Source organism: Arthrobacter sp. Ha26, assembly GCF_059091705.1.
In genome coordinates, this window is record NZ_JBNHGX010000009.1 from 92,419 (window position 1) to 115,261 (window position 22,843).

Here is a 22,843-nt window from a genome sequence, read left to right on the forward strand (position 1 = left end):
AAGGAGCAGTACCGGAAGGCTGCCGCTCTGCCGTCGGCAGACACGCCAATCAAGGTGCGGGAAGACGTCGCCCGTCGGCGCCGTGACCTGCCTTTGGAAGGCTGGAAAGAGCTCTGGCACGCCGGCTCGCTGCAGCAGGCCGTCCTGACCGGCGAGCATCTGAGCTCCCTCGCCGCTGGAACCGCCTCCCACCTTCGGGCCGCCACCGTTTCACTGTCACACTCCGGGCAGGAACGCGGCGTTGGCATGTGCGGCGGGGTGGAGAGCCGGAAATTGTCTTCTGCCGTTCCTTCTTCTGCGGAAGCATGCAAGGGCGCGACTATAGGCACGGGCGCCGTCAGATGACTATCACGAATCTAGCGGAGCGCGCGCAGCGGCGTGCACCCGAGGCTTTAGTTCCCAGTTCTCGCCCCAAAATGTCGTTCTGGGAGCGGGTCCGGCGGGACAAGCTGCTTCTGATATTTGCCCTGCCCGGCATGGCCATCATCATCTGCTTTCACTACTACCCGTTGCTGGGGAACGTTATCGCGTTCCAGGATTACCAGCCCTACCTGGGCATCAGTGGCAGTGAGTGGGTAGGCTTTCAGAACTTTGAGATTCTGTTTAACGGCGATCCTGCGTTCCTAAACGCGCTGAAGAACACCCTGATCATCACGGGCCTGCAGACGGTACTGGTCTTTCCCCTGCCCATCATGCTCGCCCTGCTGCTGAATAGCCTGCTCTCCAACAAGCTCCGCCAGACGGTGCAGTCCATCCTGTACCTGCCGCACTTCCTGTCCTGGGTGATCGTGGTGGCGGTGTTCCAGCAGATGCTGGGCGGCTCTGGCATGATCAACAACTTCCTGCGCGCCAACGGCATGGAAACCCTGAGTATCATCGGCAACGCCGAGCTGTTCAAGGCGCTGATCACCTCGCAGGTGATCTGGAAGGACACCGGCTGGGCCACCATCCTGTTCCTCGCGGCTTTGTCCCAGATCGACCGCTCCTTGTATGAGGCGGCAAGCGTGGACGGCGCCAGCCGCTGGCGGCAGACGTGGCACGTCACCCTGCCGGGGCTGCGGAGCATCATCATCCTGCTCTTCATCCTCAAACTCGGTGATTCCCTCACGGTCGGCTTCGAGCAGATCATCCTGCAGCAGCAGGCAGCCGGCATCCGGGTCAGCGAGGTGTTGGATACCTACGTCTACAACAACGGCATTATCGGCGGAAACTGGGGCGTCGCTGCCGCGGTCGGGTTGGTTAAGGGCCTCGTCGGGGTCGTGCTGGTGTTGTCAGCCAACAAGGTGGCCCACAAGTTTGGAGAACAAGGGGTATACAAGGCATGAGTACCAAAATGATCGACGGATCCCCGGTACCCTCGCTGGGAGCCCGGGCACTGAAAGGCGTCGTGCTGACGGTGCTGTGTGCCTTGGTAATTGTTCCATTCATCGGCATCATTTCCACCAGCCTCGCATCACCGGAGGAAGTCAACAAGGCGGGGGGCTTTGTCCTCTTCCCGAAAAGCATCAGCTTGGACGCCTACCGCAGCATCTTCACGGGTGGCGTTGTCAGCCGGGCCCTGGTGGTGAGCACCATCGTCACCGGTGTCGGCACCGTCCTCAGCCTGGTGACCACCAGCCTGCTGGCCTGGGCCCTGAGTCGGCGCGGCACCTTGGGCAACCGGCCCATGCTGCTGCTGGTCCTGTTCAGCCTGCTGTTCAGCCCCGGAATGATCCCCAGCTACCTGGTGGTCATGCAGTTCGGCCTCATCAACACCTACTGGGCGTTGATCGTGCCCACCATGGTGAACGCGTTCAACGTCATCGTCGTCCGTTCGTTCTTCGCCAACCTTCCCGGCGAACTGATGGATAGTGCCCGGATCGACGGAGCTTCCGAATGGCAGGTCTTCCGGCACATCGCGATGCCGCTTTCCAAGGCGGTGCTCGCCGTCGTAGGCCTCTTCTACGCGGTGGGTTACTGGAACGCGTTCTTCAACGCGATGCTCTATATCAACGATGCCAGCAAGTGGCCGCTGCAGCTGGTGTTGCGCACCTACGTGGTGAACGGAACGCAGCTGGGGGCGCAGGACCTGGGCGCCAGCCTTGAAGCCGTGCCTCCACAGGCTTCCATCCAAATGGCCATCCTGGTCATCTCCATCGTGCCGATCATGCTGGTCTACCCGTTCCTGCAGAAGCACTTCGCCAAGGGCGTCCTTACCGGCGCCGTGAAGGGCTAACCACGCCCCGTTATGAGGCCGACCAGGCCGCTTTCTTCCCCTGATACAAGACTGCTTCGACGAAGAAGGAAATTCCATGTCTCTCAGTGTTTCGCGCCGTTCCGTCCTGAAAAGTTCACTGTCCGCTGCCGTTCTGGCTGCCATCGGCTCACCACTGCTGGCGGCCTGCGGCAGCGGCGCCACCAGCGGTGAGGCTCAATCCGCCAACAACGCCGTCAAATTGCCCACCTACCTAAAGTACGAAGGCGTAAAGCCGGATATGCCGGGCAACACGCAGGGTGTGATGGACGCGTTCCTGAAGTACCCGGCCCAGCCCACGAAGGCATTCACCTCGGCCCCAGGCGACGGGCAGAAAATCACGGCGATGGCCATCACCTCCACCCCCGTGCCGCCTGGCGCGGACCAGAACACCTACTGGCAGGAGCTGAACAAGCGGCTGGGCTCCGAACTGGAAATCTCAATCACCCCGTGGCAGGACTACGGCCAGAAATTCGCCACCACCGTTGCCGGAAACTCCCTGCCAGACCTGTTCAACGTGGACGGCAACGCACCCCAGCTGCCGCAGCTGCTGGAAGCGAAGGCCGTGGACCTCACCCCGCACCTCTCCGGTGATGCTGTGAAGAAGTATCCGTTCCTGGCCAACATCCCCACGGACAGCTGGAAGGGCACCGTCTTTAACGGCAAGATCTACGGCATCCCCATCCCTCGCGGTGTGCTCAGTAGTTCCGTCCTTTACTACCGCTCCGACATCCTGGACGGCCAAGGCATCAAAGTGGCCCCGACGTCGTTCGAGGACTTCTTCGCCCTGACCAAGCAGCTTACCGATGCTAAGTCCAATAAGTGGGCGCTCACGATGGCCCCCACCGACTACATCCGCCAGATGTACGGTATCCCCTTCAACTGGTCCGAAAAGAACGGCCAGCTGACCAGCGCCTATGAGGCACCGGAGCAAAAGGATGCCCTTTCCGCAGCGCGGAAGATGGTGGAGGCCGGGGTGGTAAACCCCGATACGTTCGCCGCGTCCGCCCAGGACTACAAGGCATGGTTCGGCAGCGGGACCGCTGTGATGCACTGGGACACATTCAGCGCCTGGCCGCAGTTCTACCAGATCCAGTTGGGCAACGGACCCTTCGCCATTTCCGCCTCACCGATCCCGAAGTTCGACGGTGGCGGTAAGGGATCCATCTGGCTGGGCAATCCCAACAACTCGATATCCGCCATTAGCAAGGCAAGCGAAGGGCGCGTGGAGACCCTGCTCAACGTTCTCAACTGGCTGGCGGCACCATTCGGCACCGAGGAATACCTGTTCCGAAAGTATGGTGTAGAGGGTGTTAACTACGACCTGAAGGGCACGGACCCAATCCTCACGGACAAGGGCAAGAGCGAGACTCAGCTGTCCATCCAGTACTTGGCTGATGCCCCCTGGCCCATCTACCAGGCAGGAGTGGAGAAGGCTACCAAGGACCAGTACCAGGCACAGCAGGATCTCGTCCCGACGGGCAAGAAGGACCCGACGGCGGGCATTTATTCTCCGACGCAGTCCAAGAAGGGCACCAGCATCAAGAAGAAGGTGACCGACCTGCAGAATGACATCTTGCAGGGCCGCCAGCCGGTCAGTGCCTGGGATGATGGGGTCAAGGCATGGAAGGCCGAAGGCGGCGACGCCATCCGTGATGAGCTTCAAGAAGCACTGGCTTCCGCCTAAGTCCGCCAAAACACTCTCCATCAGCCGCCGCGCCTCCGTGCCGCCGCCCAACCGGGCGGCGGCACAGCAAAACCATCCAAACAGCTATCGCTGCCCACAGCCCGGGGTGATTCTGAAGGTTTATCCACATCTGCTTCTGCCGGGGAGCTACCCCAACGGCTCCATATTTCCAGCCGTGGATAACCAGCTTTGACGCCAACCGTGGACAGCTCAGCCCGTGGACAAGCTGAATGGAGCCCAACCATGGACCGCTCAAAGCCGCTTTAGTTCCGACAGCGGGTCAGCAAGCAAGAGCATGACCGAGGCGAGCAGTTGAGGGAAGGCAAGTCATCGGCCTTTGGCCAAGACTAAGAAGGGCAGGTTATTGGTCGAGAAAAGTGTGTTGAAAGGAAAGCCCTAAAAGGTGCGAACTCTCTCGGGCCGTCCAGCAACAATGATCATCGCCGACGACGGCAAATTTCGCGAAGCCCTGGCCAACGGTGCCCTCGGGATCAGGAGTGGCCGCCGCCCTTCTTCAAATCTCCGTGACGTGATCATCGGTGAGATCGAAAGCCGGAAGGACTGCTGAAGAACCGCAAGCCGGACGTCGTGCACCTCTGCACTCCTCCCGGGCTGCACTATGAACAAGCACTGGCCTGCCTCCAGGCCGAGGTCATCGTCCTCACCGGCAAGCCCCGGCACTCTCCCTGGCCGAGATCATCGAAGCAGAGAAGGCCTCGGGTGCCTCATTCGCCGAAGCCTTCCAGCACCGTTTCGGCGACGCCGCCATGGAATCTGAGCCGCCAGCTCGGGGCCGGCATCTTCGGCCAGTCCATGACCGCCGTCTGCAACACCATCCGGTACGGCCCTGCCGTGGGGGCAAGTGGGAAATTGAAGGCGGCGGCCCACCATGGACACGGCATCCACCAGTTCGACCTGCTGGTGTCTATCCTCGGCGAATGGGAAGAGGTAGCTGCCGTGGCTGCCCGCCGCGGCCGTTCGACGGCCACCGAGGACCTTTCTGCGGCAGTTGTCACCTTCGCCGGCGGCGGCATATTCGGTGAACAGTCGGTGGGTTTCAAATACGGCACCCTCTTCACTATCAACGACCCCAGTTTCTGGCAGGCCTTCCAAAACACCATCATCCTAGGTGTGCTGACCCTAGTTCTCGCTTCCCGATGCCCATCATCTTCGCCCTGATGCTTAACGAGTTGCGGTCACAGAAGTTCAAGAAGTTTGTTCGGACTGTGGCCTATCTGCCGCACTTCATGTCAGTGGTAATTATCGTCGGCATGATCCTGCAGAACTTCTCCCTGAACGGCACCGTGAATCATTCCCGGAATCGCTCTTCCAAACGACCGGGAACTTCACCAGGACAGCTCCGAGGTGTAGCAAACCATGGGTTGGGGCGCAGTCCTCTACCTGGCTGCCTTGACGAGAGTCGACGAATCGCTGTATGAGGCGGCACGGATCGACGGGGCCAACAGACCTGGCATGTTTGAACGCTGCCAGCCATCCTGCCCGCCATTATCACTTTTTGCTGATTCCGAACATCGGCACGTTCATGGCGGTGGGCTTTGAGAAGATCCTGCTGATCTACAACCCGTTCAACTACGATACTTCTGATGTCATCTCCACCTGCCTGTACCGGGTGGGTCTGGAATCCAGCAACTTCAGCTACGCGGCCGCCGTGGGAATGTTCGAATCCGTCATTGGCCTAACGCTGATCCTCGCTGCGACAACGCAATGCTTCTGCTCTCCCGCTTCACCTTCAGGAACAGGACGTGTACGGGCTATACCTTTTACGTCTGGGAGCCCAGCCACGGGTGTCGTTAGGAACGGCGGCATCTTGTTCGTCATGGCTTTCATATCGATGATGACCACTGCCTGGCATGTTGCGTTCGTTGCCGGGGCGGTGATCTACCTGGTATGCCTGAGCTCCCGGCCCCTGCTGGAGGTCATCCCAGGACAGGTTCACGGCGCCGAACGAATGAGGTAGCAAGCCCATCGGGGCATACTCGGAAGTCCAGGAAGGGGCCGCCGCCGGTTCGCCGACGATGCTTCAGGACAAAAATGAGCATCCGGGACATCACGGTCGTCGCCGCGGTGTCCCGGATGCTCCACCTGGTCCCTACCCAGAGTAGGAGGGGACCTTTTTCGTGACACGAAGCAAAGGCTCCGTCACGCCTTATCCCACGTACCTGACTTCTGTCGGCGTCAGCATCTCACGCTCGAACCCCACCACCCGCCGGGTTCCGTGCAGGATGACCTCGTGGGTATGCGCATCAGCCGTGCTCGAGGTCCCCACGTGCAGCCTAACCAGGCCAGGTGTTACAACACGGGTTAGGTCCACCCCGGTGAAGGACGTCCTGTCCGCGTGGATGACAAAATCAACGATGGCTGACGCGCCTGCTTCCAGCTCTACGCGGGCGTAACCGATCAACTCACGTACTGGACGAACCACTTCGCCCACCGGGTCCTCCAGGTAAAGCTGCACTGCTTCAGCGCCGTCCAGTGCACCGGTGTTGGTGACCGTGCAGCTTATGGTGACTGCGTCAGAGGTCGACATCGCCGGTGCGCTGCATTGATGGCCTGACAATTCAAAGGTCGTATAGGACAGGCCATGGCCGAAACCGAACAGCGGCGAGGGATCCAAGGCGCTGACCTCGGTACGTCCGGACAGCCGGGAGTGAAGGTATGTACCCGGCTGGCCGCCGGAGGAACGCGGTACCGAGACGGGCAGCTTGCCGGACGGATTGACGACGCCGGTGAGTACGTCCCAGAGCGCCTCGCCCCCTTCTTCACCAGGGAAGAAACCCTGGACGATCGCGTCCGCCCGATCCACGAAGTCCCCCAGCGCGTAAGGTCGGCCGCTGAGTACCACCACAACCGCGCATGTGCCGGAATCAGCACAAGCATTGAGGATCCGGTCCAGCATGTGGTGCTGGTCGCCTGGAAGGCGGAGATCGGAGGCGTCATTTCCCTCGCCAGAGGTGCCGCGTCCGAAAAGTCCCGCGTTGTCGCCGACGACCACGACGCACGTTTCAACCGATGATGCCAAGCGGCAAGCCTCAGCAATTTGGTCCTCAGTTGCCGACTCGCAATTCCCGGTGACGGAACTCCTCACTGAATCAAACCGAGCCGCCGCGACGCCTGCAACCGTCGGAATGGAAATTCCCATGGGAACTTCCGGGTGCGACGCTCCAACATGGGCATCGAAGGAGTAGCAGCCAAGCATCGCAAAGGGGTCGTCGGCCAGTGGTCCGACAACACCTACGGAACCAGTCCGGGCCGAGGTAAAGGGTAGGGCCGGAGCCGCGGCAAACTCTCGGTTACTCAACAGCACCAGTGATTGCGCAGCGATTTCACGGGCCAGTGCCCGGTTCTCGGCAGGATCCAGCTCGATAGGCCCGGAAAGGGCAAGGGGTTCCGGCGTGAAATCGGGCGACAACAGCCCAGCCTCTGCCTTTTGTGTAAGGACCCGGCGGAGGGCATCGTCAATCACCGATTCATCCAGGGCGCCCTCACGCACGCGGGCAAGCAGCGGTTCTCCGAAACAGTTAACCGTTGGCAGTTCAACGTCGACGCCGGCCTGCAGAGCCAGTACAGCAGCGTCACCGGGGTTTGCGGCTACACCGTGGGTGACGTCCAGGAACGCGACGCCAAAGTAGTCCGCCACCACCGTCCCTGTGAAGCCCCACTGCTCGCGCAGCAGACCCGTGAGAAGCGCACGGTTCGCGGCAGCCGGTACGCCGTCAACATCTGTATACGCGTGCATCACCGAACGCGCACCGCCGTGGCGGAGCGCCATCTCAAACGGCGGCAGCATGACATCGGCAAGCTCCCGGGGGCCCATGGAGACGGGGGCGTGGTTACGGCCGGCCTGGGAAGCCGAGTACCCGACAAAGTGCTTAAGAGTCGCGACGATTCCCGCAGATTCCAGGCCCTGGACATAGGCCGTTGCAACCGTCCCCACGAGGTACGGATCCTCGCCGATCGTCTCCTCTACGCGGCCCCAGCGAAGGTCGCGGACCACATCGAGTACCGGAGCCAGTCCCTGATGAACCCCGAGAGATCCCATGCTGATGCCGATCCGGGCTGCCATCTCCTGCACCAGGGCTGGGTTGAACGTGGCACCCCAGGCTAAAGGAACCGGGAATGCCGTTGCTTTCCACGCCGCCAACCCGGCAAGACATTCCTCGTGCACCTGGGCAGGGATGCCAAAGCGGGATGCCGCCCTGATCTGATCCTGCGCGGTAGCAAGGCGACGTGCGCCTTCAGAAGGCTCCACCGGAACAGTGCCGTACATGCGGGTGATCTGGCCGAGCCCGTGCGAGATGATCTCGTCCCACGAACGGGTGTCCCCCGCCATCTGGCTCTGCAACGGGGCGACGGAATCGCCGTCAGTGGAAGCATTCACCCACACGCCCACCAATTGCGCGAGCTTTTCTTCCAAGGTCATCTCGCGTACCAGATGTTCAACGACGTCCGAAGCGGGGACGCGGGCAAGTGCATGCTGTTCGGCGGCGCCGGTGCTCACAAGCTTCTCCTGAGTTTTACGAATGAGTTAAACAAAACTATCAGAAAGTTCCGTTTAGTTTCTAGGTTTGCAATCCCTTGACTTCGCTCGTTGCCCGTCCCTAACGTGGTGGCAACCGCAAAACTGCGGGTGAAAATCACGAACCGCGCTCCTGTGGCGACCAAAAACTTTCGGATAGCTTCGGCGATTTATTTGACTAGAGAGACTCTTATGAAGACGTACAGAGTGGCCATCGTGGGAACGGGCGGCATTGCAGCGTTCCATGCATCCAACCTTGCCCAAACCGAAAATCGAGCAGAGCTGGTCGGAGCGTGCGACGTTGACGACGCACGCCTGCAGGCGTTCGCCGACCAACACGGTATCCCCGGCCGCTACCAGAGCCTGACGGAATTGCTGGCCGAGGCTAAGCCGGACATTGTGCACCTGTGCACCCCGCCCATGCTGCACATTGACCAGGCAATCGAGTGCCTCGAAGCCGGCGCCCATGTCCTGTCGGAGAAGCCGCCCGCGCTCAGCCTGGCCGACTTTGACCGTCTCAGCTCCGCCGAAAGCAAGGGCGGCGCGCAGTTTTCGTGTGTGTTCCAACATCGCTTTGGCGACGCCTCAACCGCTGCCCGCTCCCTCATTGGAGGCAACGATTTCGGCCGCCCCCTTGTGGCCCGCTGTGACACCCTGTGGTACCGCCCCGACGAATACTTCGACCTCCCCTGGCGCGGCACTTGGGAAGCGGAGGGCGGTGGACCCACCATGGGTCACGGCATCCACCAGTTCGACCTCCTTCTCCACCTGCTCGGACCGTGGGACGAGGTCACAGCCATCGCGTCCCGGAAGGCGCGCCCCACATCTACCGAGGACCTCTCAGCGGCACTGCTCCAGTTCGAAAACGGTGCCGCGGCCACCATCATCAACTCGCTGCTTTCGCCACGGGAAACCTCGGACATCCGCATCGACTGCGAGTTCGCCACGATCGAGCTCAGCCACCTCTACGGTTACAACACCAAAGACTGGACCATCACTCCTGCGCCCGGCCATGAGGAACAGGTTACGGGCGCGTGGTCTTCACAGGCCCTGGAGCGGGGCAGCGGGCACTCGGCGCAATTCCTCGCGATGTATGACGCGCTTGACGCAGGCCTCCCCCTCCCGGCAGGCGCCGATTCAGCGCGGCAAACCCTTGAACTTGCCGCCGCGATTTATGCTTCAGCCTTTACCGGCCAGCCGGTGCGGCGGGGTGACATCGTCCCTGGACACCCCTTCTATGGGGGTATGGACGGCGAGGGCCGCGGCACCCGCGCCCTCGCCTCGACATCCCGCTCTTAATTCCCAACCGATTCAATGGAGAACCTTGTGACTAATACAGCCCAGCGTGCCCTGACAGAAAACCCAAGCTACGCAGACGATGGCAGGTCGCTGACCTTCTCAGTCGGGGCGCAGGATATCGCCACATACACATACCGCCCCGCGAACGACCAGTACGAAAGCCCCCGGCCTTACTTCCACCCGCTCACTACGCTGGACGGCGACGAGGTTACCATCTATCGTCCCTGGGACCACGTATGGCACAAGGGACTGTCCTGGGCACTGCCAAATGTGGGCGAACACAATTTCTGGGGCGGAGTAACCTACACCCGTGTGGCCGGCTACTCGAACCTGGAGAACAACGGGGCGATGAACCACGAGGCCTTCAGCAGCATCGAGGAATCTGAAGCCGGAATATCGGCCAGCGAGTCCCTGCTCTGGACGGCCCAGCCAGCCCGGACCGGGGAGGAGGGTGCGCCCCTCATCAGGGAGCAGCGCCGCTTCGCCGTCCAGCTGCTCCCCTCCGGGAAAGCTTGGGCCTTGCTGTTCGAAACCGAAATGAGCAACGTCTCCGGCGCCGAAATCCGCATCGGGAGCCCCACCACCGAAGGCCGCGAAAACGCAGGTTACGGTGGACTGTTCTGGCGTGGACCCCGCGCGTTCACCGGTGGCAGCTTCCACTCCGATGCCGGAACCGGCACCGAGGAGCTCATGGGTACCCGCTCACCCTGGATCGCCTTCACCGGCCAGCACGACGGCACCTGCCGGAAGTCCACTATCATGTTCGTCGAAGACCAGGGCAACCCTGGCGCATCCAACCAGTGGTTCGCTCGTTCTTCGCCGTTCGCTTGCCTCGGCTCCGCCCCGTTTTTCAGCGAAGTAGTCCCCTTCAAGGAAGGGGAACCGCTTAAGTACCGCTACGCCGTCGTCATCGTCGATGGCGAGTCCGACGCGGAAACGTCAACCACCCTGGCGGCCGCGGCGAAGGCTGCTCTGGACAGTTGGGCCTGAGATGTGCAATTCCTTCCCAGGCGCCACGGCCGTGTCCGAGGTCAGCATCTACAATTGGCCGGCCGCAGATGGTGCAGCCGGCGGCTCGCCGCATATGCACACTGCATCCACGGAGGCATACGTCGTACAGCAAGGGACCGGCAGGCTTGAGACGCTCGACTCACGCGGCTTCACCTCCACCCCCCTCACCGCTGGAACCGTTGTTTGGTTTACCCCTGGCACAATCCACCGAGCCATTAACGACTCCGGAGACCTGCGCGTGCTCATCGTCATGCAGAACGCCGGCCTGCCCGAGAACGGCGACGCGGTCATGACATTCCCGCCCGAGCACCTGGTAGACATCGAGACCTACTCCCGCGCCGCTCACCTATCCCCCAGTGACGCCGACAGCGATGACGCAGCCGCCGAGGCTGCTGCACGACGCCGACGCGATCTCGCAGTGAAGGGATACCTGGACCTAAAAGCAGCCGTGCAGGAGTCCGGGGTATCGGCTCTGGCAGACTTTCATGCCGCAGCCGTCCGCCTTGTAGGCGGCAAGACGGAAACCTGGAACCAGTATCTGGCCGAGGGGGCGCTGCGGCAGGCTGACCTGACCAGGCGCCAGGTGGACTCTCTAGGCTCTTTGGAAAGTTTCTACTTACAGGAAGCAAGGACTACGATGGGAGTACGCAGAACACACAGGATTTTCGGTATGTGCGGGCGAATCCAGGCATGGCAGCTATCCGAAACTGTTGGGGTTTAGGTAGGCGCTAACGAAGGGACCTCCGATGGTGACCAAACAGGACACGGGCCGAGCTACGATCAGCGAAATCGCCGCCGAAGCCGGCGTATCCGTGCCCACCGTCTCCAAAGTCCTCAACGGCCACTCCCACGTCGCAGCCGCGACGCGTGCAAAAGTAGAAGAGATCATCGCCCGCCGCGACTACGCGCGGCGGGCGGCGAAGCCACGCAAGAAAGCCGGTCTGATCGATCTGGTGTTCCCGGCCATCAACACGGAATGGGCCTGCGAGATCGTTGAAGGCGTCGAAAGGGTGGCCCAGGAAGCCGGCTACGGAACCGTGGTGAGCAGCCTCTCCCCCGACGGCTCACGAATTCGTTCCTGGCTCGCCAACCTGGCCGAGCGGAAGTCGGACGGAGTCTTGCTGGCAGTTTACGAATTGGACTCCAAGCAGGTCCAGCGCATCAAATCGCTCGGCATCCCCCTGATCCTGATCGACCCCGTGGGGCAGCCGGGCCCGGACCTCCTCACCGTCGGCGCAGCCAACTGGGATGGTGCCTTCTCAGCTACGGATTACCTGCTCAAGCTGGGACACAAGCGGGTCGCCATGATCGGTGGGCGTGACGATCTACAGTGCAGCAGCGCCCGCGAAGACGGGTATGTTGCCGCGCTGCGCCGTTCCGGAATCACCGCTGATCCGGCGCTCATGGTACCCGGCGATTTCTCCATTGAAGCCGGTGAACTGGCCACCCGCACACTGCTGTCGCTGGATAACCGCCCCACCGCCATATTCGCCGGAAACGACGCGCAAGCCTTGGGCGCGTACCGTGCCGCACGGTCCGCCGGGATGAACATCCCTAATGACCTGTCAATCATAGGCTTCGACGACATCCCGGCCGCCGAATGGGTTGAACCAGGCCTCACCACCATCCGCCAGCCCGTAGTCCAGATGGCAGAAACAGCCACCCGTGCGCTGCTTCGACACCTGGAAGGTGACGAAGAGTTGCCGCAACGGATCGAACTCGGAACCGAGCTGATCGTAAGAGGCTCCACTGCCGAAGCGACCCATCCCCTTCGACACCTGAACTCCGCGGGCCTCGCCTCCTAGCAACGCGCCCCCGCACGCCTACACATCCGCCAACTGCCCTTCCGCCTCCGCTAAATCGGATCGGAAATGACCGGTCGCCCCGCTTCAGTCACCCCTGCACCTGGGCCTCAAGAAAAACAGCAGGTAGGGCTGATGCAGAAAGGCCTCCTGTAGCGGCCGGGGACCGCTGACGAAGACACAATCACCGACCTGACCCGCCCACGCGCCGATCGTTTGGCTGGGACTCCATGCCAAAGATCCCCTGCACGGCGCCACCCACGCCCCTCATGGTCTCGCGTTACGGTAGGCGCAGCACCTGCATGCATTCAAACAGTCAGTCTGCCGTGCCAAGTTCCCTAAAGTTTCCGAGAGCAACCTCTCGCTAACTCCCTTCGGGCCCTGTTATAACCGGTCCCTAATGTTAAGCACATTTCGCTTGACCCGACTATTCACCAGCCATTATCTTTAAGTTTCGGATTTGCTCAGAAACTTTCAAAGGAGAAGGTAAGTGAAGGTTTTACGGTTCTTGTCACTTCCCACGGTGTTAGCGGTGGTCGCTTTGGGCGCCGTGGCGGCACCAGCGTCATCGGCATTGGATTCCCCAGCCATCGACCTGCTGCCGGACGAAACCCATCAGAAAATTGAGGGCTTTGGCTACTCCACCGCTTTCCAGCGCCCGGCATGGATTCATAATCTGCCTGAGCAGACCCGGGAAGAGGTAGTGAACCTGCTTCTGGATCCTAAAGTTGGCGCGGCGCCAAGCATCCTGCGGCTTGGAATCGGCGGAAGCCCGACGGCAACCGGTGACAAAATGATCTCCATCCAGCCGACTGACCCGGGAGGCCCCGCTGCCGAGCCACAATACGTATGGGACGGCTGGGACAGCGGCCAGGTGTGGTTCGCGAAGGAAGCGCAGAAGCGAGGAGTTGCCAACTTCTACGCCAACGCGTGGACGGCCCCCGGCTACATGAAGACGAATGGAACGTACAACCAAGGAGGCACCCTCTGCGGCCTCCAAGGCGCCACCTGCGACAGCGGCGACTGGCGCACCGCCTATGCAAACTACCTGGTCCAGTATGCAAAGTTTTATGCCCAGGAAGGGATAGACATCGCCACGATCGGGTTTACCAATGAACCCGACTACACCACCAGTTACGAGTCAATGCGGTTCACCCCCGAACAGGCGGCCGAGTTCGTCGCTCATTTCGGTCCCTACGCACAGAAGGCCGGCATAGACGTAGCATGCTGCGATTCATTCGGTTGGCCCGCAGGAGAACAATACCTGGACGCCATCGAGGCTAACCCCGCAGCCCTGGAACAACTCGATGTTTACACTGCTCATTCGTACGCTGGCCGTTCCAATTATGATCCTCAGGCGCCGGTGCGTTCATGGATGTCCGAATGGGCCCCGTCCAGCGTTAAAGACGGTTGGAATGAGGCCTGGGACAGCGGGAAGCTCACTGATGGGATCAAGATCGCCGAGCACATCCATGACACCCTGGCCCAAGCCAACGCCAGCGCATACCTGTATTGGCTCGGGGCATCCCGGGGCGGCACCGCAGCCCTCATGCAGATCCACGACACGGCCGGCACCTACCGCGTCTCCTCAAGGTTCCACGCGTTTTCAGCTTTCAGCCGGTTCATCAAGCCGGATGCCGATCGCATCGGGGTTGACCACCAAATCGCCAACGCCAAAATCTCCGCCTACCGAAACGCCAATGGCGCCCAGGTAGTAGAGATCATCAACACCGGCACCGAAGCCCTCAACACAGACATTGACCTCAAGCTGCCCGTGACGGCGTATCTGACAGATTCCTCGCACAACCTCGAGGCCTCAAACGACATCGCCACAGCCGCCGGCGACCGCACCAGCCTGAAGCTCCCGGCGCGCTCCCTCGTCACACTGGTCACCGAACCCGACCAGACATCGCCAGCCATCTCCATCACCAACCCCCGGCCCGGAACCCATGTGGACGGCCCCTTGACGGTGAGTGGAACGGCCAGCGATGAGCAGGCGGGCATTGAGAACGTCACCGTGGAGTTGCGAGTGCCTGGGCAGCCAGGGACTGTAGCGCTTACCGCGGACGCCGTAGTGAGCAAAGAGCAATGGGAAACACAGCTCGATACCTCAGCCCTCCAGCCGGGTCCTTATCAGCTGTTTTTCAGTGGCCGGGATCGCGCCGGTAATTCCACATCATCCCAAGCACCCGTCCCCGTCATGGTCCGCTGACGTTAGGCCCCCGGTCGGGGGCGCCGACTGACGGTAACCCCGACCGGGCGCTGCAAAACCTCTACACAGCAAGGCGGAATGGCCGCGAACAACCACTCCGCCAGCTCAAATCGGATGCTCCTGGCAACCTAGGCTCATCCTGCTTCCGGAAGCCGGCACCTCAGACCCCGTCACTACGCTCCCGCCAAATTCAACCCTGTTCTGGACCGGGGACATCTGCTTCCACCGACCGGCGGCGGAACCACACTCCCGGGTTTCCGTGCCTGATGACGACCAGGAACAACCGGAACAACCGCAGGTCACACGTCAAACGATTCAAAAGAATGCGAGAGAACAATGACAACGAAGCCATCCCTCCCCGCGATTAGCCGCCGCAATGTCCTGGCCGGCGGAATAGCTGCTGTGCCGCTAGTGCTCGGGGCCGCATCATCCGGCAACGCCCTTATGCCGCCTCAAGCGCGCAAGGGAGCACTCGTGCTGGAACCGGGGCGGCTGCGACAGACCATCCGGGGCTTCGGAGGGATGGCGCATGCCAAGTGGATCGGCGACCTCACAGAATCACAAAGGAACACCGCGTTCGATAACGGCAGCAACGACCTCGGACTCACAATCCTGCGGATTCCCGTCAATGAAGACAGGGCACATTGGCCACTTGACCTCGGGACGGCGAAGGCAGCAGCAGCAAAAGGCGCACTAGTTTTCGCATCACCCTGGAACCCACCCGCCGATCTTATTGAGTACTTCGAACATGACGGCGGGGTGCCGCAGGGCAGCCAGTACGAGGCCGAGGCCGGTGTGCTCGTAAACGCCCATGTCGCCACCGACCATGCAGGTTACCAAGGCGGCGGCTACGTTCAGTTCGACGCCCCTTCGGGGGCGAGCGTCCAATTCAACGACATCGTCATCGGGTCTTCAGGGACCAAAAATCTGGCGTTCCGGTACACCGCCCCCACAGGTGACGTGCGCGTCGACATCTACGTCGCAGGCGCCCTCGTGGCGGCGGGCGTAACCTTCAGCGCCACGGCGGCCGGAGCCTGGGCATGGAAATCGATTCAGGCCCAAATGACTCCGGGCAAATGGCCGGTCAAGGTGGTAACAACAGGTTCAGGGGGCCCAGCTCTCGATTACCTGATGGCCGCCGCATACACGCCTCCAGGTTCTGCCCGGCGGCTGCGATACGACGCCTACGGCGCCTATGCCCAGCACCTGAACGACTTCGTGCACTACATGCGGGACAACGGCGTAGAGCTCTACGGGATCTCGATCCAGAACGAGCCCGATTACGCCCACACCTGGACGTGGTGGACCACGGAGGAGCTGAACCGCTTCCTCCGCGACTATGCCGGCCAAATCGACGCACGCATCATCGCGCCGGAGTCATACCAGTATGTAAAGTCCGTGTCGGACCCCATCCTCAACGATCCCGCGGCTCTTGCCAACGTGGACATCATCGGCGCCCACCTCTATGGGACCAAGTACCAGGACTTTACCTACCCGCTCTTCCAAGAGAAGGGTGCGGGCAAGGAGTTGTGGATGACCGAGGTGTACTACCCCAACAGCTCCAGCTCGGCAAACCTCTGGCCGGAAGCCCTCCGCGTGGCCGAGCACGTCCACCACTCACTTGCGGACGCAGAGTTCCAGACCTACGTATGGTGGTACATCAGACGAGGATACGGACCGATTCTCGAGGACGGATCCATCAGCAAGCGGGGCTACATGATCGCCCACTTCACGAAGTTCATCCGACCCGGCTTCGCACGCATTGATACGACCAAGGAGCCCCAAGCCGGCGTGCTCACCACCGCGTACATCGGCAACGATCGCCAAGTCGTCGTGGTCGCCGTCAACACAACGGCCAACGCTGTCACACAGCCAATAACCTTGGAGGGAACCAGGATCCGTCAGGTTCGGGCCTGGGTGACAGACTCCACACGCAACCTCGAGAAGCAACCGGATATCTCCGGAACGGGAAATGGCTTCACCGCAGCGTTGCCAGCCCAAAGCGCAACGACATTCGTCCTCAACGCCTGACACCTGACAGCGTCTCCGCATCCATCTCGTTGCCAAGTAAAAGCACCCTCCCGCGGGCCGGGCAACCGCCGACGCTATGAAAGGAACCCTTGATGAATGACCATACGCCCGTGCGCGGAGGGAGGTGGTAGATATCTGCACTCCGGGAAATGCCCATGCTGAGATCGCCACCGTGGCGCGCAAAGCACGCAAGAAGGTGCCCTGCGAAGAACCGCGGCTGAGTACAGTCGAGGAAATTGTATTGGGGACCGCGGCCGCTCAGGCGGCCGCGGTGCGCGGCATGTTCCCACTGTGCGGCTCCAGTTACCGCCGCACACCAACCCTGGCGTGCTCATGATGGCTGCAACTGCCACTCCCACATTTGGCAGGGGGTAAAAGTCGGAGTCCTCTCGGGAAGACCGAGTACTCATTCCCCCAGCTTTCCGGCCGACTCGGTAAACCCGAAGTAGTTGTCGTTGGCGAATCCCTCACGGAGATTGTTGTGCAACCCTGCGGGTCCTTCGAGCGCGCGGGCGGGTCGCCCGCAAATGTCGCCTGCGGTCTTGCCCGGCTAGGCGTCCCCACCGGTTTCCTCACATCGATCGGCAGAGACACCAGAGGCGCGGAAATGATAGAGCACCTGACCGGTGCCGGGGTTGAAGTTTTGCCAGGTTCGCAATCCGCTGCACGTACCTCCACCTCCACGGCTTTTCTCGCAGAGGACGGAACAGCCTCATACGAGTTCGATACCGCCTGGAACATAGGCGCAGTGGCGCCCACTTACATTGCACAAATCCTGCATACAGGATCCCTCGCATCATTCCTTGATCCAGGGTCGAAACAAGTACGTACGCTCCTCGAAAGCCTTGCCGGCCTTTGTACCATCACCTATGACCCCGGCATCCGTCCCCAACTCCTCGGTAGCCACCTTCAAGCAAAAGCGGTATTCGAAGGCCTCATCCCGCTGCTGAACGTCGTAAAGCTCAGCGCCCTGGACGCCTCCTGGATGTACCCAGGTCTAGAGCCTGAAGAAGTCGCGCAACGAATACTGCGCCGAGGGGCACAAATCGTCATCATCACTAGGGGCGCCCACGGCTCGCTCCTGCTGTCTAGAGACGCCAAGTTTTCCATCCCGGCCATTCACACAAGAATTGTTGACAGGAACGGCGTCGGCGATTCCTACATGGCGGCTCTCATCATGGGTCTGCACACGGCGGGAGGACACGCCCTCAGCCCCGCCGGCCTTGAAAGAATCGCCCGAATCTCTTCCGCCGCAGCCGCCATCACAGCCGGCCGCGCAGGTGCTGACCTACCCAACACCGAAGAGCTACAGGCATTTCTCACCAGCAAATCGCGCAACAGCTAACAATTTCCCAGAAGTAGCGCCCTATAGACCCGCTGGGCGGGAGGAACACTGCGTATCGGCTGACTCAAGCTCAGCTGCCCCCAGGCGTGTCTCCTCGATGGGCGGGTTGCTCACTGGAATCCTTGAGGGGTGTCACGAACAGCTCTCCTAAGTGATGATCAATGATCCCGGATCGAGCCCCTGCTTCCTAGCTCGGATGGGCGGAGGGGGCCACCGCCAGGCCGGCGAAGGAATTATCTACCGATACCGGTGTGGGATCGCTTGGCGGGACCTGGCCGTGGAATCGGGCCCTGGCAGACCGTCTGGAAGCGGCATGCCTGTGACGGGAGAGGCCAGCCTCTGGCAATGATTCTGGGGCCCGGTCAGGGCGGAGACTCACCGATGTTCCCGTTCATATGGAGGCCGTTAAGGTGCCACCGGTTGGGAGGCTGGCCGCCCAGGACGCGCCCGGACTCCGGAATGGGCGACAAGGCGTACTCGTCCCGAGCGAACCGGGCTCTCCTGCAGACCCGACGCATCAAAGCTGTAATCCCGGAGCCCTCGGATCAGATCGGGCACCACAAACGCCGCGGAAATCGCGGCGGCCGGCCCGTGAATTTTGACTCCCAGGCCTACATAGGCCGCAGCAGTGTCGAACGGTCCTTCAACCTCTTCAAGCAATGGAGAGCGATCGCAACTCGCTACGACAAACTCGCTATCACCTACCGGGCCGGAGTCGTCCTCTATGCCGTCCTTGTCTGGCTACGCCAATAAGGAGACACGCCCTAGGCCTGGCAGTCCAAGTACACCTCACCCTAACAAAGAAGGCCGAGTGTCTTGACTTTTCTTTTTTTTGGGCGCGGCCTCGAACTCAATCTGACAGTATCCGCTACTCCAAAGCCCGGCGTCAGCGGCCACCATCTTGCGGGCCTTTGGACGAGGGCAAGCTGACCCCGACGATCTCGGTGTCGTAGGCCTGTGAGGAAGTCATGTTGCCGCGGAACCAGCACACAATGCGCAGCCCTTGCTCCCCCGGAACTACCAGCGGCCGAAGGTTGTCTACATCTGAATTTGCCGTAACGGGTTCCCACTGCCAAGTCCGGCCGCAGTCTGCCGTTCCGCCCGCGTAGACCTCATGGTGGTCGGTGCGGTGGCCCGTGCGGGGATCGACAGGGGCCGAGATATAGACCCGGTCCAAATTGTATGGATCGATCGCCCCCAATCCGGTGTAGTCCTGTTCGTGCGGCAGGAGCGCCGCGCCCGCTTTCGCCAAGGGCCGGAGGCTCCAGTTGCTGCCGTCGAACTTGGCGTAGAGCAGGCGGTGATCGTCGACGTCAAGCCGTTCATCCCCTTGTAAGGCGCCGTGTATATCGTTGGCTCGGCAGGAGATTATTGCCGCTATCTGGTCCCCCTGGCGTCGCACATCGCAGGTCCAGCCGTGGGTCAGGACGTCGCCGTCCAGTTCCAGTCCTGCGGGAAAAATCGTGGTCAGCTCGCTCTGGTCGATCCCGTCCGAACCTAGGACCGGCTTACTGACGACGGTGCCGTCAGTAGTATGAAGGGCATCGCCCTGGATGTAGCCGTGGTAAATGCTGTTGTTGTAATCCCGCGGATGGTGGTCCGTGGTGATCAGGTCGATCCGTTCGATTCCGTCCGAGGTGTACCGGGTATAGCCATTGACGTAACCGAGCTTCGGGCGGGTGAAGAGCTTCCCGCCGTAGCTCCACGTGCTGCCGTCGTCCTCAGAGACCATGATGGACTGGTCATCGTTGACGGCACGCACAAAGTTGTAGGTTCGCGCCTCTGCCGAAAGCCGGTACACGTTCGAGTACGTGGCGCCCCTGCCACCGGCCAATTCAGTCCAATCGAAGATCTGCTCCGGTAGCCACTCAGAGGCGTCATGCGGACGCGCCGTGACCCGCCATCGTGAGTAGTTATCTGTCTTGTGCTTTGCGTACATGGCGACGTAGTGTCCGTCGGGACGGATGAGGAGTGCTGGCGCGTTGTGGTCATCCGACTCGAGGCGCTCATGGAGCACATGCACGGCACGTTCGCCTGTTGCGAGATCGAGGACGGCGACTTCAATGTTTCCCGCTCGGTGTTCACCGCCGGAACCTTGGGGCGCAGCAACGGATGCCGCCAGTAAAGTGTTGGTGACGGGGTCGATCAAAGCGCGCTCATCCTGAAACCAGCACCAAGCACCGTTGTCGTTGAGCAGTTGCGGAGTATAGGGCATGTAACTTCCTTGTGGTGTCAGGAGACGAGGACTAAAGTCGTCGCGCTCTGGGGTGGCAGTTCTGCGACCAAGCCATCGCCCTTGAGGCGTATGACCTGTTGCTTGTCGAAGTTGCGGGGGGAATCGGTCACCCATGATTGCACTTGGCGCACTCTCCTGGCGCGCAGGGCCACGGGCGGGGCCACAGAGGTGGACGTGGTATTGACCGCCATGACAACGACCCGGCGGTCATCGCTGATGTATGCGGAGGTCAGCAAGCCGGTCCGCGTCTCCTTTGTCGCATCGATACGCGTGTAGCCGGGACGGATGAACTTCGTGAAGTGAGCGATTATGTAGCCTCGCTTGCTGATCGATCCGTCCTCGAGAATTAGCCCGTGCCCGCGGCGGATGTACCACCACACGTACGTCTGGAATTCTGCGTCGGCGAGGGCGTGATGCACATGCTCGGCCACGCCCAGGGCTTCCGGCCGCAAATTCGCGGAGCTGGAGCTGTTGGGGTGGTACACCTCGGTCATCCAGAGCTCCTTGCCGGCCCCATCTTTCCTGGAAGAGCGAATAGGGAAAGTCAGCGTACTTTGTCCCGTACAGGTGGGCACCGAGGATGTCCACGTTCGCCAGGGCTGCCGGATCCTCAAGGATCGGATCCGACACGTTCTTCGTGTACTGGAACCGCTCCGGGGAGATGACGCGGCTGTCTATCTCGGCGTAGTCGCGCAGGAACCGGATCAACTCCTCTGTTGCCCAGCACGTCCACTCGTGGGCGTAGTCGGGCTCATTTTGGATCGAAATCCCATAGAGCTCCACCCCGTTGTCGCGCATGTGATCCACAAAGTCGTTCACATGTTGTGCGTAGGCGTCGTGGCGCAGCCGGCGCGCCGCCTTTGGCGGCGTGTACGCAGCGGCCATCAGATAATCAAGGGCTGGGCCGCCGCCGCCCGTGGTGACCATCCGAACCGGGCATTTACCAGGGGTCATGTACGCCTGAATCGACTTCCACGCCCGCGTCCCTGCCTCCGTTGCCGGGAAGTTCGCTCTTTGGGCGGCGAGGGCGCCTGCGACGTATATGTCCACCTGCACCTCGCCAGCCGGGGCGGCATACCGAAATGCAAGGCTCTTGGTCCCCGAAGACCCGATGACAACGCTGTTGAACTGCACGCTCGCACCCGAGGCGGAATCAAACTGTGCGTACCCACTGCCCTGGTACCCGGCATAGCCGGTGGCCACATGGGCGTCCATGAGGTCGCCGGACTCCGCCTCGTACGGGCTGCCCTGAGGCACCCCGCCGTCGTGGTCGAAGAACTCGACGAGATCCGCGGGAGGATTCCAAGGTGACGCGAAAACCAATGCGCCCTTGGCCGCAGTTGCCTGCGCTGTGCCACGGTCGAGAGACCCTTTCGCCCTGTCCTCGGGTACCGGAATGCACAGGATTGTGAGGCCGAGGTCCGGGCCGCCGTTATCGAAGGCGGTATTGCGTTGTGATTCCTTGAGGTCGCCGATCCAGCTGGTATGCGTCATGCCACCGAAGCCACCGACGGTCTGTCGCAGCCGCTGCGGCTCCAGGACGAGTGCCGGTGCCCTCGCTTCGGAAGGGCGGGCTCCATAGCTTGCTTGGGCCGCGCCACCCACTAGAGGTACTGCGGCTAGGACTGTACGGCGGCTGATCGCGGGCAGCGATGGATCCGGTGTCATTGTTCTCTCGCGTTCCTCACTGCCATCCGTTGAGCTGCGTCCCTGCTTCAGTCGGTGCTGCTGTCAAAACCCTTTCGAGGGTGCACTGCGGTCTCAAAGATGCCTCAGTGTGAATGGTCATTCCTGTCCTTGAATCCCGCTTCGCCTGCCCATGCAGCGTGCGATTCACATCACACAAAGAAACTATCGTATAGTTTATGAAAAAACAACATCGCAGATCATAAACGGGCGAGTAACTTGAGCGTGACCACGGCACGAGGGCCTACCAACGGCACTCCCATTACACTTCAGCCCAAACACCCGATCTCCTTACGACTTGGCGTGTGACCCTCTCAGGTTCGCACTGACTACTGAAGGAAGCCACAAATGCAACAGCACTTGATTGAACGAAAATTGGGCCGGAAACTACTCATACGGTGCACCCGCATCGGCTTACCCGCGGAGCCTGGATGAACTTCAGGAACTGGTTGCCCGGACGCCGAGGATCCGCGCTTGGATCCCGGCATTCCTTCAATGCTTTGCCTGACCCGGAAGGGGCGTGGCCACGCTGGAGGGATTGATCCCGGCATCAGCATCGACCCAACGGCATGAACGTTTCCGTGGGCGAAGGAACGCGGTACGGAACCCTCGCCACGGAACTGCACCACAACGGTTTTGCCTTGCACAATCCTGCGTCCTGGCTCCGTATATCAGTTGCCGGGGCAGTGGCCACCGCAACTCATCCGGCGACGGCAACGGCAACCTTGCCACCGTCGGAGCCTTGGAAATGGTCACCACGGATG

The 22,843-nt window shown here is 61.3% G+C and carries 16 protein-coding genes and 1 pseudogene; 14 read left to right on the top strand and 3 right to left on the bottom strand.

The genetic code is table 11. The annotated features are described in order from the left end of the window. Positions 1–416 precede the first annotated feature (416 nt). The 6 genes from AC5RVY_RS18315 to AC5RVY_RS18340 all read left to right on the top strand — a co-directional run bounded on the left by AC5RVY_RS18315 (position 417) and on the right by AC5RVY_RS18340 (position 5,898). Positions 417–1,325 (top strand): ABC transporter permease, encoded by a 909-nt coding sequence (locus tag AC5RVY_RS18315; RefSeq protein WP_493956118.1) that lies wholly within the window; start codon positions 417–419, stop codon positions 1,323–1,325. Beyond that, positions 1,322–2,215 (top strand): carbohydrate ABC transporter permease, encoded by an 894-nt coding sequence (locus AC5RVY_RS18320; RefSeq protein ID WP_493956119.1) that lies wholly within the window; start codon positions 1,322–1,324, stop codon positions 2,213–2,215. The genes AC5RVY_RS18315 and AC5RVY_RS18320 overlap by 4 nt, the downstream gene beginning before the upstream one ends. A 76-nt stretch (positions 2,216–2,291) precedes the next feature. Further along, positions 2,292–3,920, top strand: a complete 1,629-nt coding sequence (locus AC5RVY_RS18325) for an extracellular solute-binding protein (protein ID WP_493956120.1) — start codon at positions 2,292–2,294, stop codon at positions 3,918–3,920. Positions 3,921–4,323: 403 nt separating this feature from the next. After that, a complete protein-coding gene (locus AC5RVY_RS18330; protein ID WP_493956121.1) occupies positions 4,324–4,488 on the top strand; it encodes a hypothetical protein in 165 nt (54 codons plus the stop codon). Between the two features lie 152 nt (positions 4,489–4,640). Beyond that, positions 4,641–5,099 carry a Gfo/Idh/MocA family protein gene (locus AC5RVY_RS18335; RefSeq protein WP_493956151.1) on the top strand — a complete coding sequence of 153 codons (459 nt, stop codon included), beginning with the start codon at positions 4,641–4,643 and terminating at the stop codon, positions 5,097–5,099. 298 nt (positions 5,100–5,397) lie between these two features. Further along, a complete protein-coding gene (locus tag AC5RVY_RS18340) occupies positions 5,398–5,898 on the top strand; it encodes a hypothetical protein (RefSeq protein WP_493956122.1) in 501 nt (166 codons plus the stop codon). Between the two features lie 189 nt (positions 5,899–6,087). Here the strand turns inward: AC5RVY_RS18340 and AC5RVY_RS18345 are convergent, their stop codons facing one another. Continuing rightward, the gene (locus AC5RVY_RS18345; protein WP_493956123.1) at positions 6,088–8,439 is read right to left on the bottom strand and encodes a glycoside hydrolase family 3 N-terminal domain-containing protein; all 2,352 of its coding nucleotides are present in this window, start codon (positions 8,437–8,439) and stop codon (positions 6,088–6,090) included. 210 nt (positions 8,440–8,649) lie between these two features. On the opposite strand from AC5RVY_RS18345, the gene AC5RVY_RS18350 reads away from it, so the two are divergent. The 8 genes and pseudogenes from AC5RVY_RS18350 to AC5RVY_RS18385 all read left to right on the top strand — a co-directional run bounded on the left by AC5RVY_RS18350 (position 8,650) and on the right by AC5RVY_RS18385 (position 18,910). Next, positions 8,650–9,756, top strand: coding sequence for a Gfo/Idh/MocA family protein (locus AC5RVY_RS18350; protein ID WP_493956124.1), 1,107 nt, complete (start codon positions 8,650–8,652; stop codon positions 9,754–9,756). Positions 9,757–9,783: 27 nt separating this feature from the next. Next, complete coding sequence (locus AC5RVY_RS18355) at positions 9,784–10,746, top strand: DUF6807 domain-containing protein (protein WP_493956125.1); 963 nt, start codon at positions 9,784–9,786, stop codon at positions 10,744–10,746. Positions 10,747–10,777: 31 nt separating this feature from the next. Then, the gene (locus AC5RVY_RS18360; RefSeq protein ID WP_493956126.1) at positions 10,778–11,488 is read left to right on the top strand and encodes a cupin domain-containing protein; all 711 of its coding nucleotides are present in this window, start codon (positions 10,778–10,780) and stop codon (positions 11,486–11,488) included. A gap of 25 nt (positions 11,489–11,513) precedes the next feature. Continuing rightward, entirely contained in the window at positions 11,514–12,572 is a 1,059-nt protein-coding gene (locus tag AC5RVY_RS18365) for a LacI family DNA-binding transcriptional regulator (RefSeq protein WP_493956127.1), read from the top strand. Positions 12,573–13,101: 529 nt separating this feature from the next. Then, positions 13,102–14,781, top strand: a complete 1,680-nt coding sequence (locus tag AC5RVY_RS18370; protein ID WP_493956128.1) for a glycoside hydrolase — start codon at positions 13,102–13,104, stop codon at positions 14,779–14,781. A 336-nt stretch (positions 14,782–15,117) separates the two neighbouring features. Beyond that, entirely contained in the window at positions 15,118–16,812 is a 1,695-nt protein-coding gene (locus AC5RVY_RS18375; protein ID WP_493956129.1) for a glycoside hydrolase family 30 beta sandwich domain-containing protein, read from the top strand. 481 nt (positions 16,813–17,293) lie between these two features. Continuing rightward, the gene (locus AC5RVY_RS18380; RefSeq protein WP_493956152.1) at positions 17,294–18,157 is read left to right on the top strand and encodes a carbohydrate kinase family protein; all 864 of its coding nucleotides are present in this window, start codon (positions 17,294–17,296) and stop codon (positions 18,155–18,157) included. A gap of 171 nt (positions 18,158–18,328) precedes the next feature. Continuing rightward, positions 18,329–18,910 (top strand): annotated as a pseudogene (locus AC5RVY_RS18385) (transposase). Positions 18,911–19,043: 133 nt separating this feature from the next. Here the strand turns inward: AC5RVY_RS18385 and AC5RVY_RS18390 are convergent. Next, complete coding sequence (locus tag AC5RVY_RS18390) at positions 19,044–20,372, bottom strand: BNR-4 repeat-containing protein (RefSeq protein WP_493956130.1); 1,329 nt, start codon at positions 20,370–20,372, stop codon at positions 19,044–19,046. A gap of 228 nt (positions 20,373–20,600) precedes the next feature. Continuing rightward, complete coding sequence (locus tag AC5RVY_RS18395) at positions 20,601–21,887, bottom strand: carbohydrate-binding protein (RefSeq protein ID WP_493956131.1); 1,287 nt, start codon at positions 21,885–21,887, stop codon at positions 20,601–20,603. Positions 21,888–22,843: the final 956 nt, after the last annotated feature.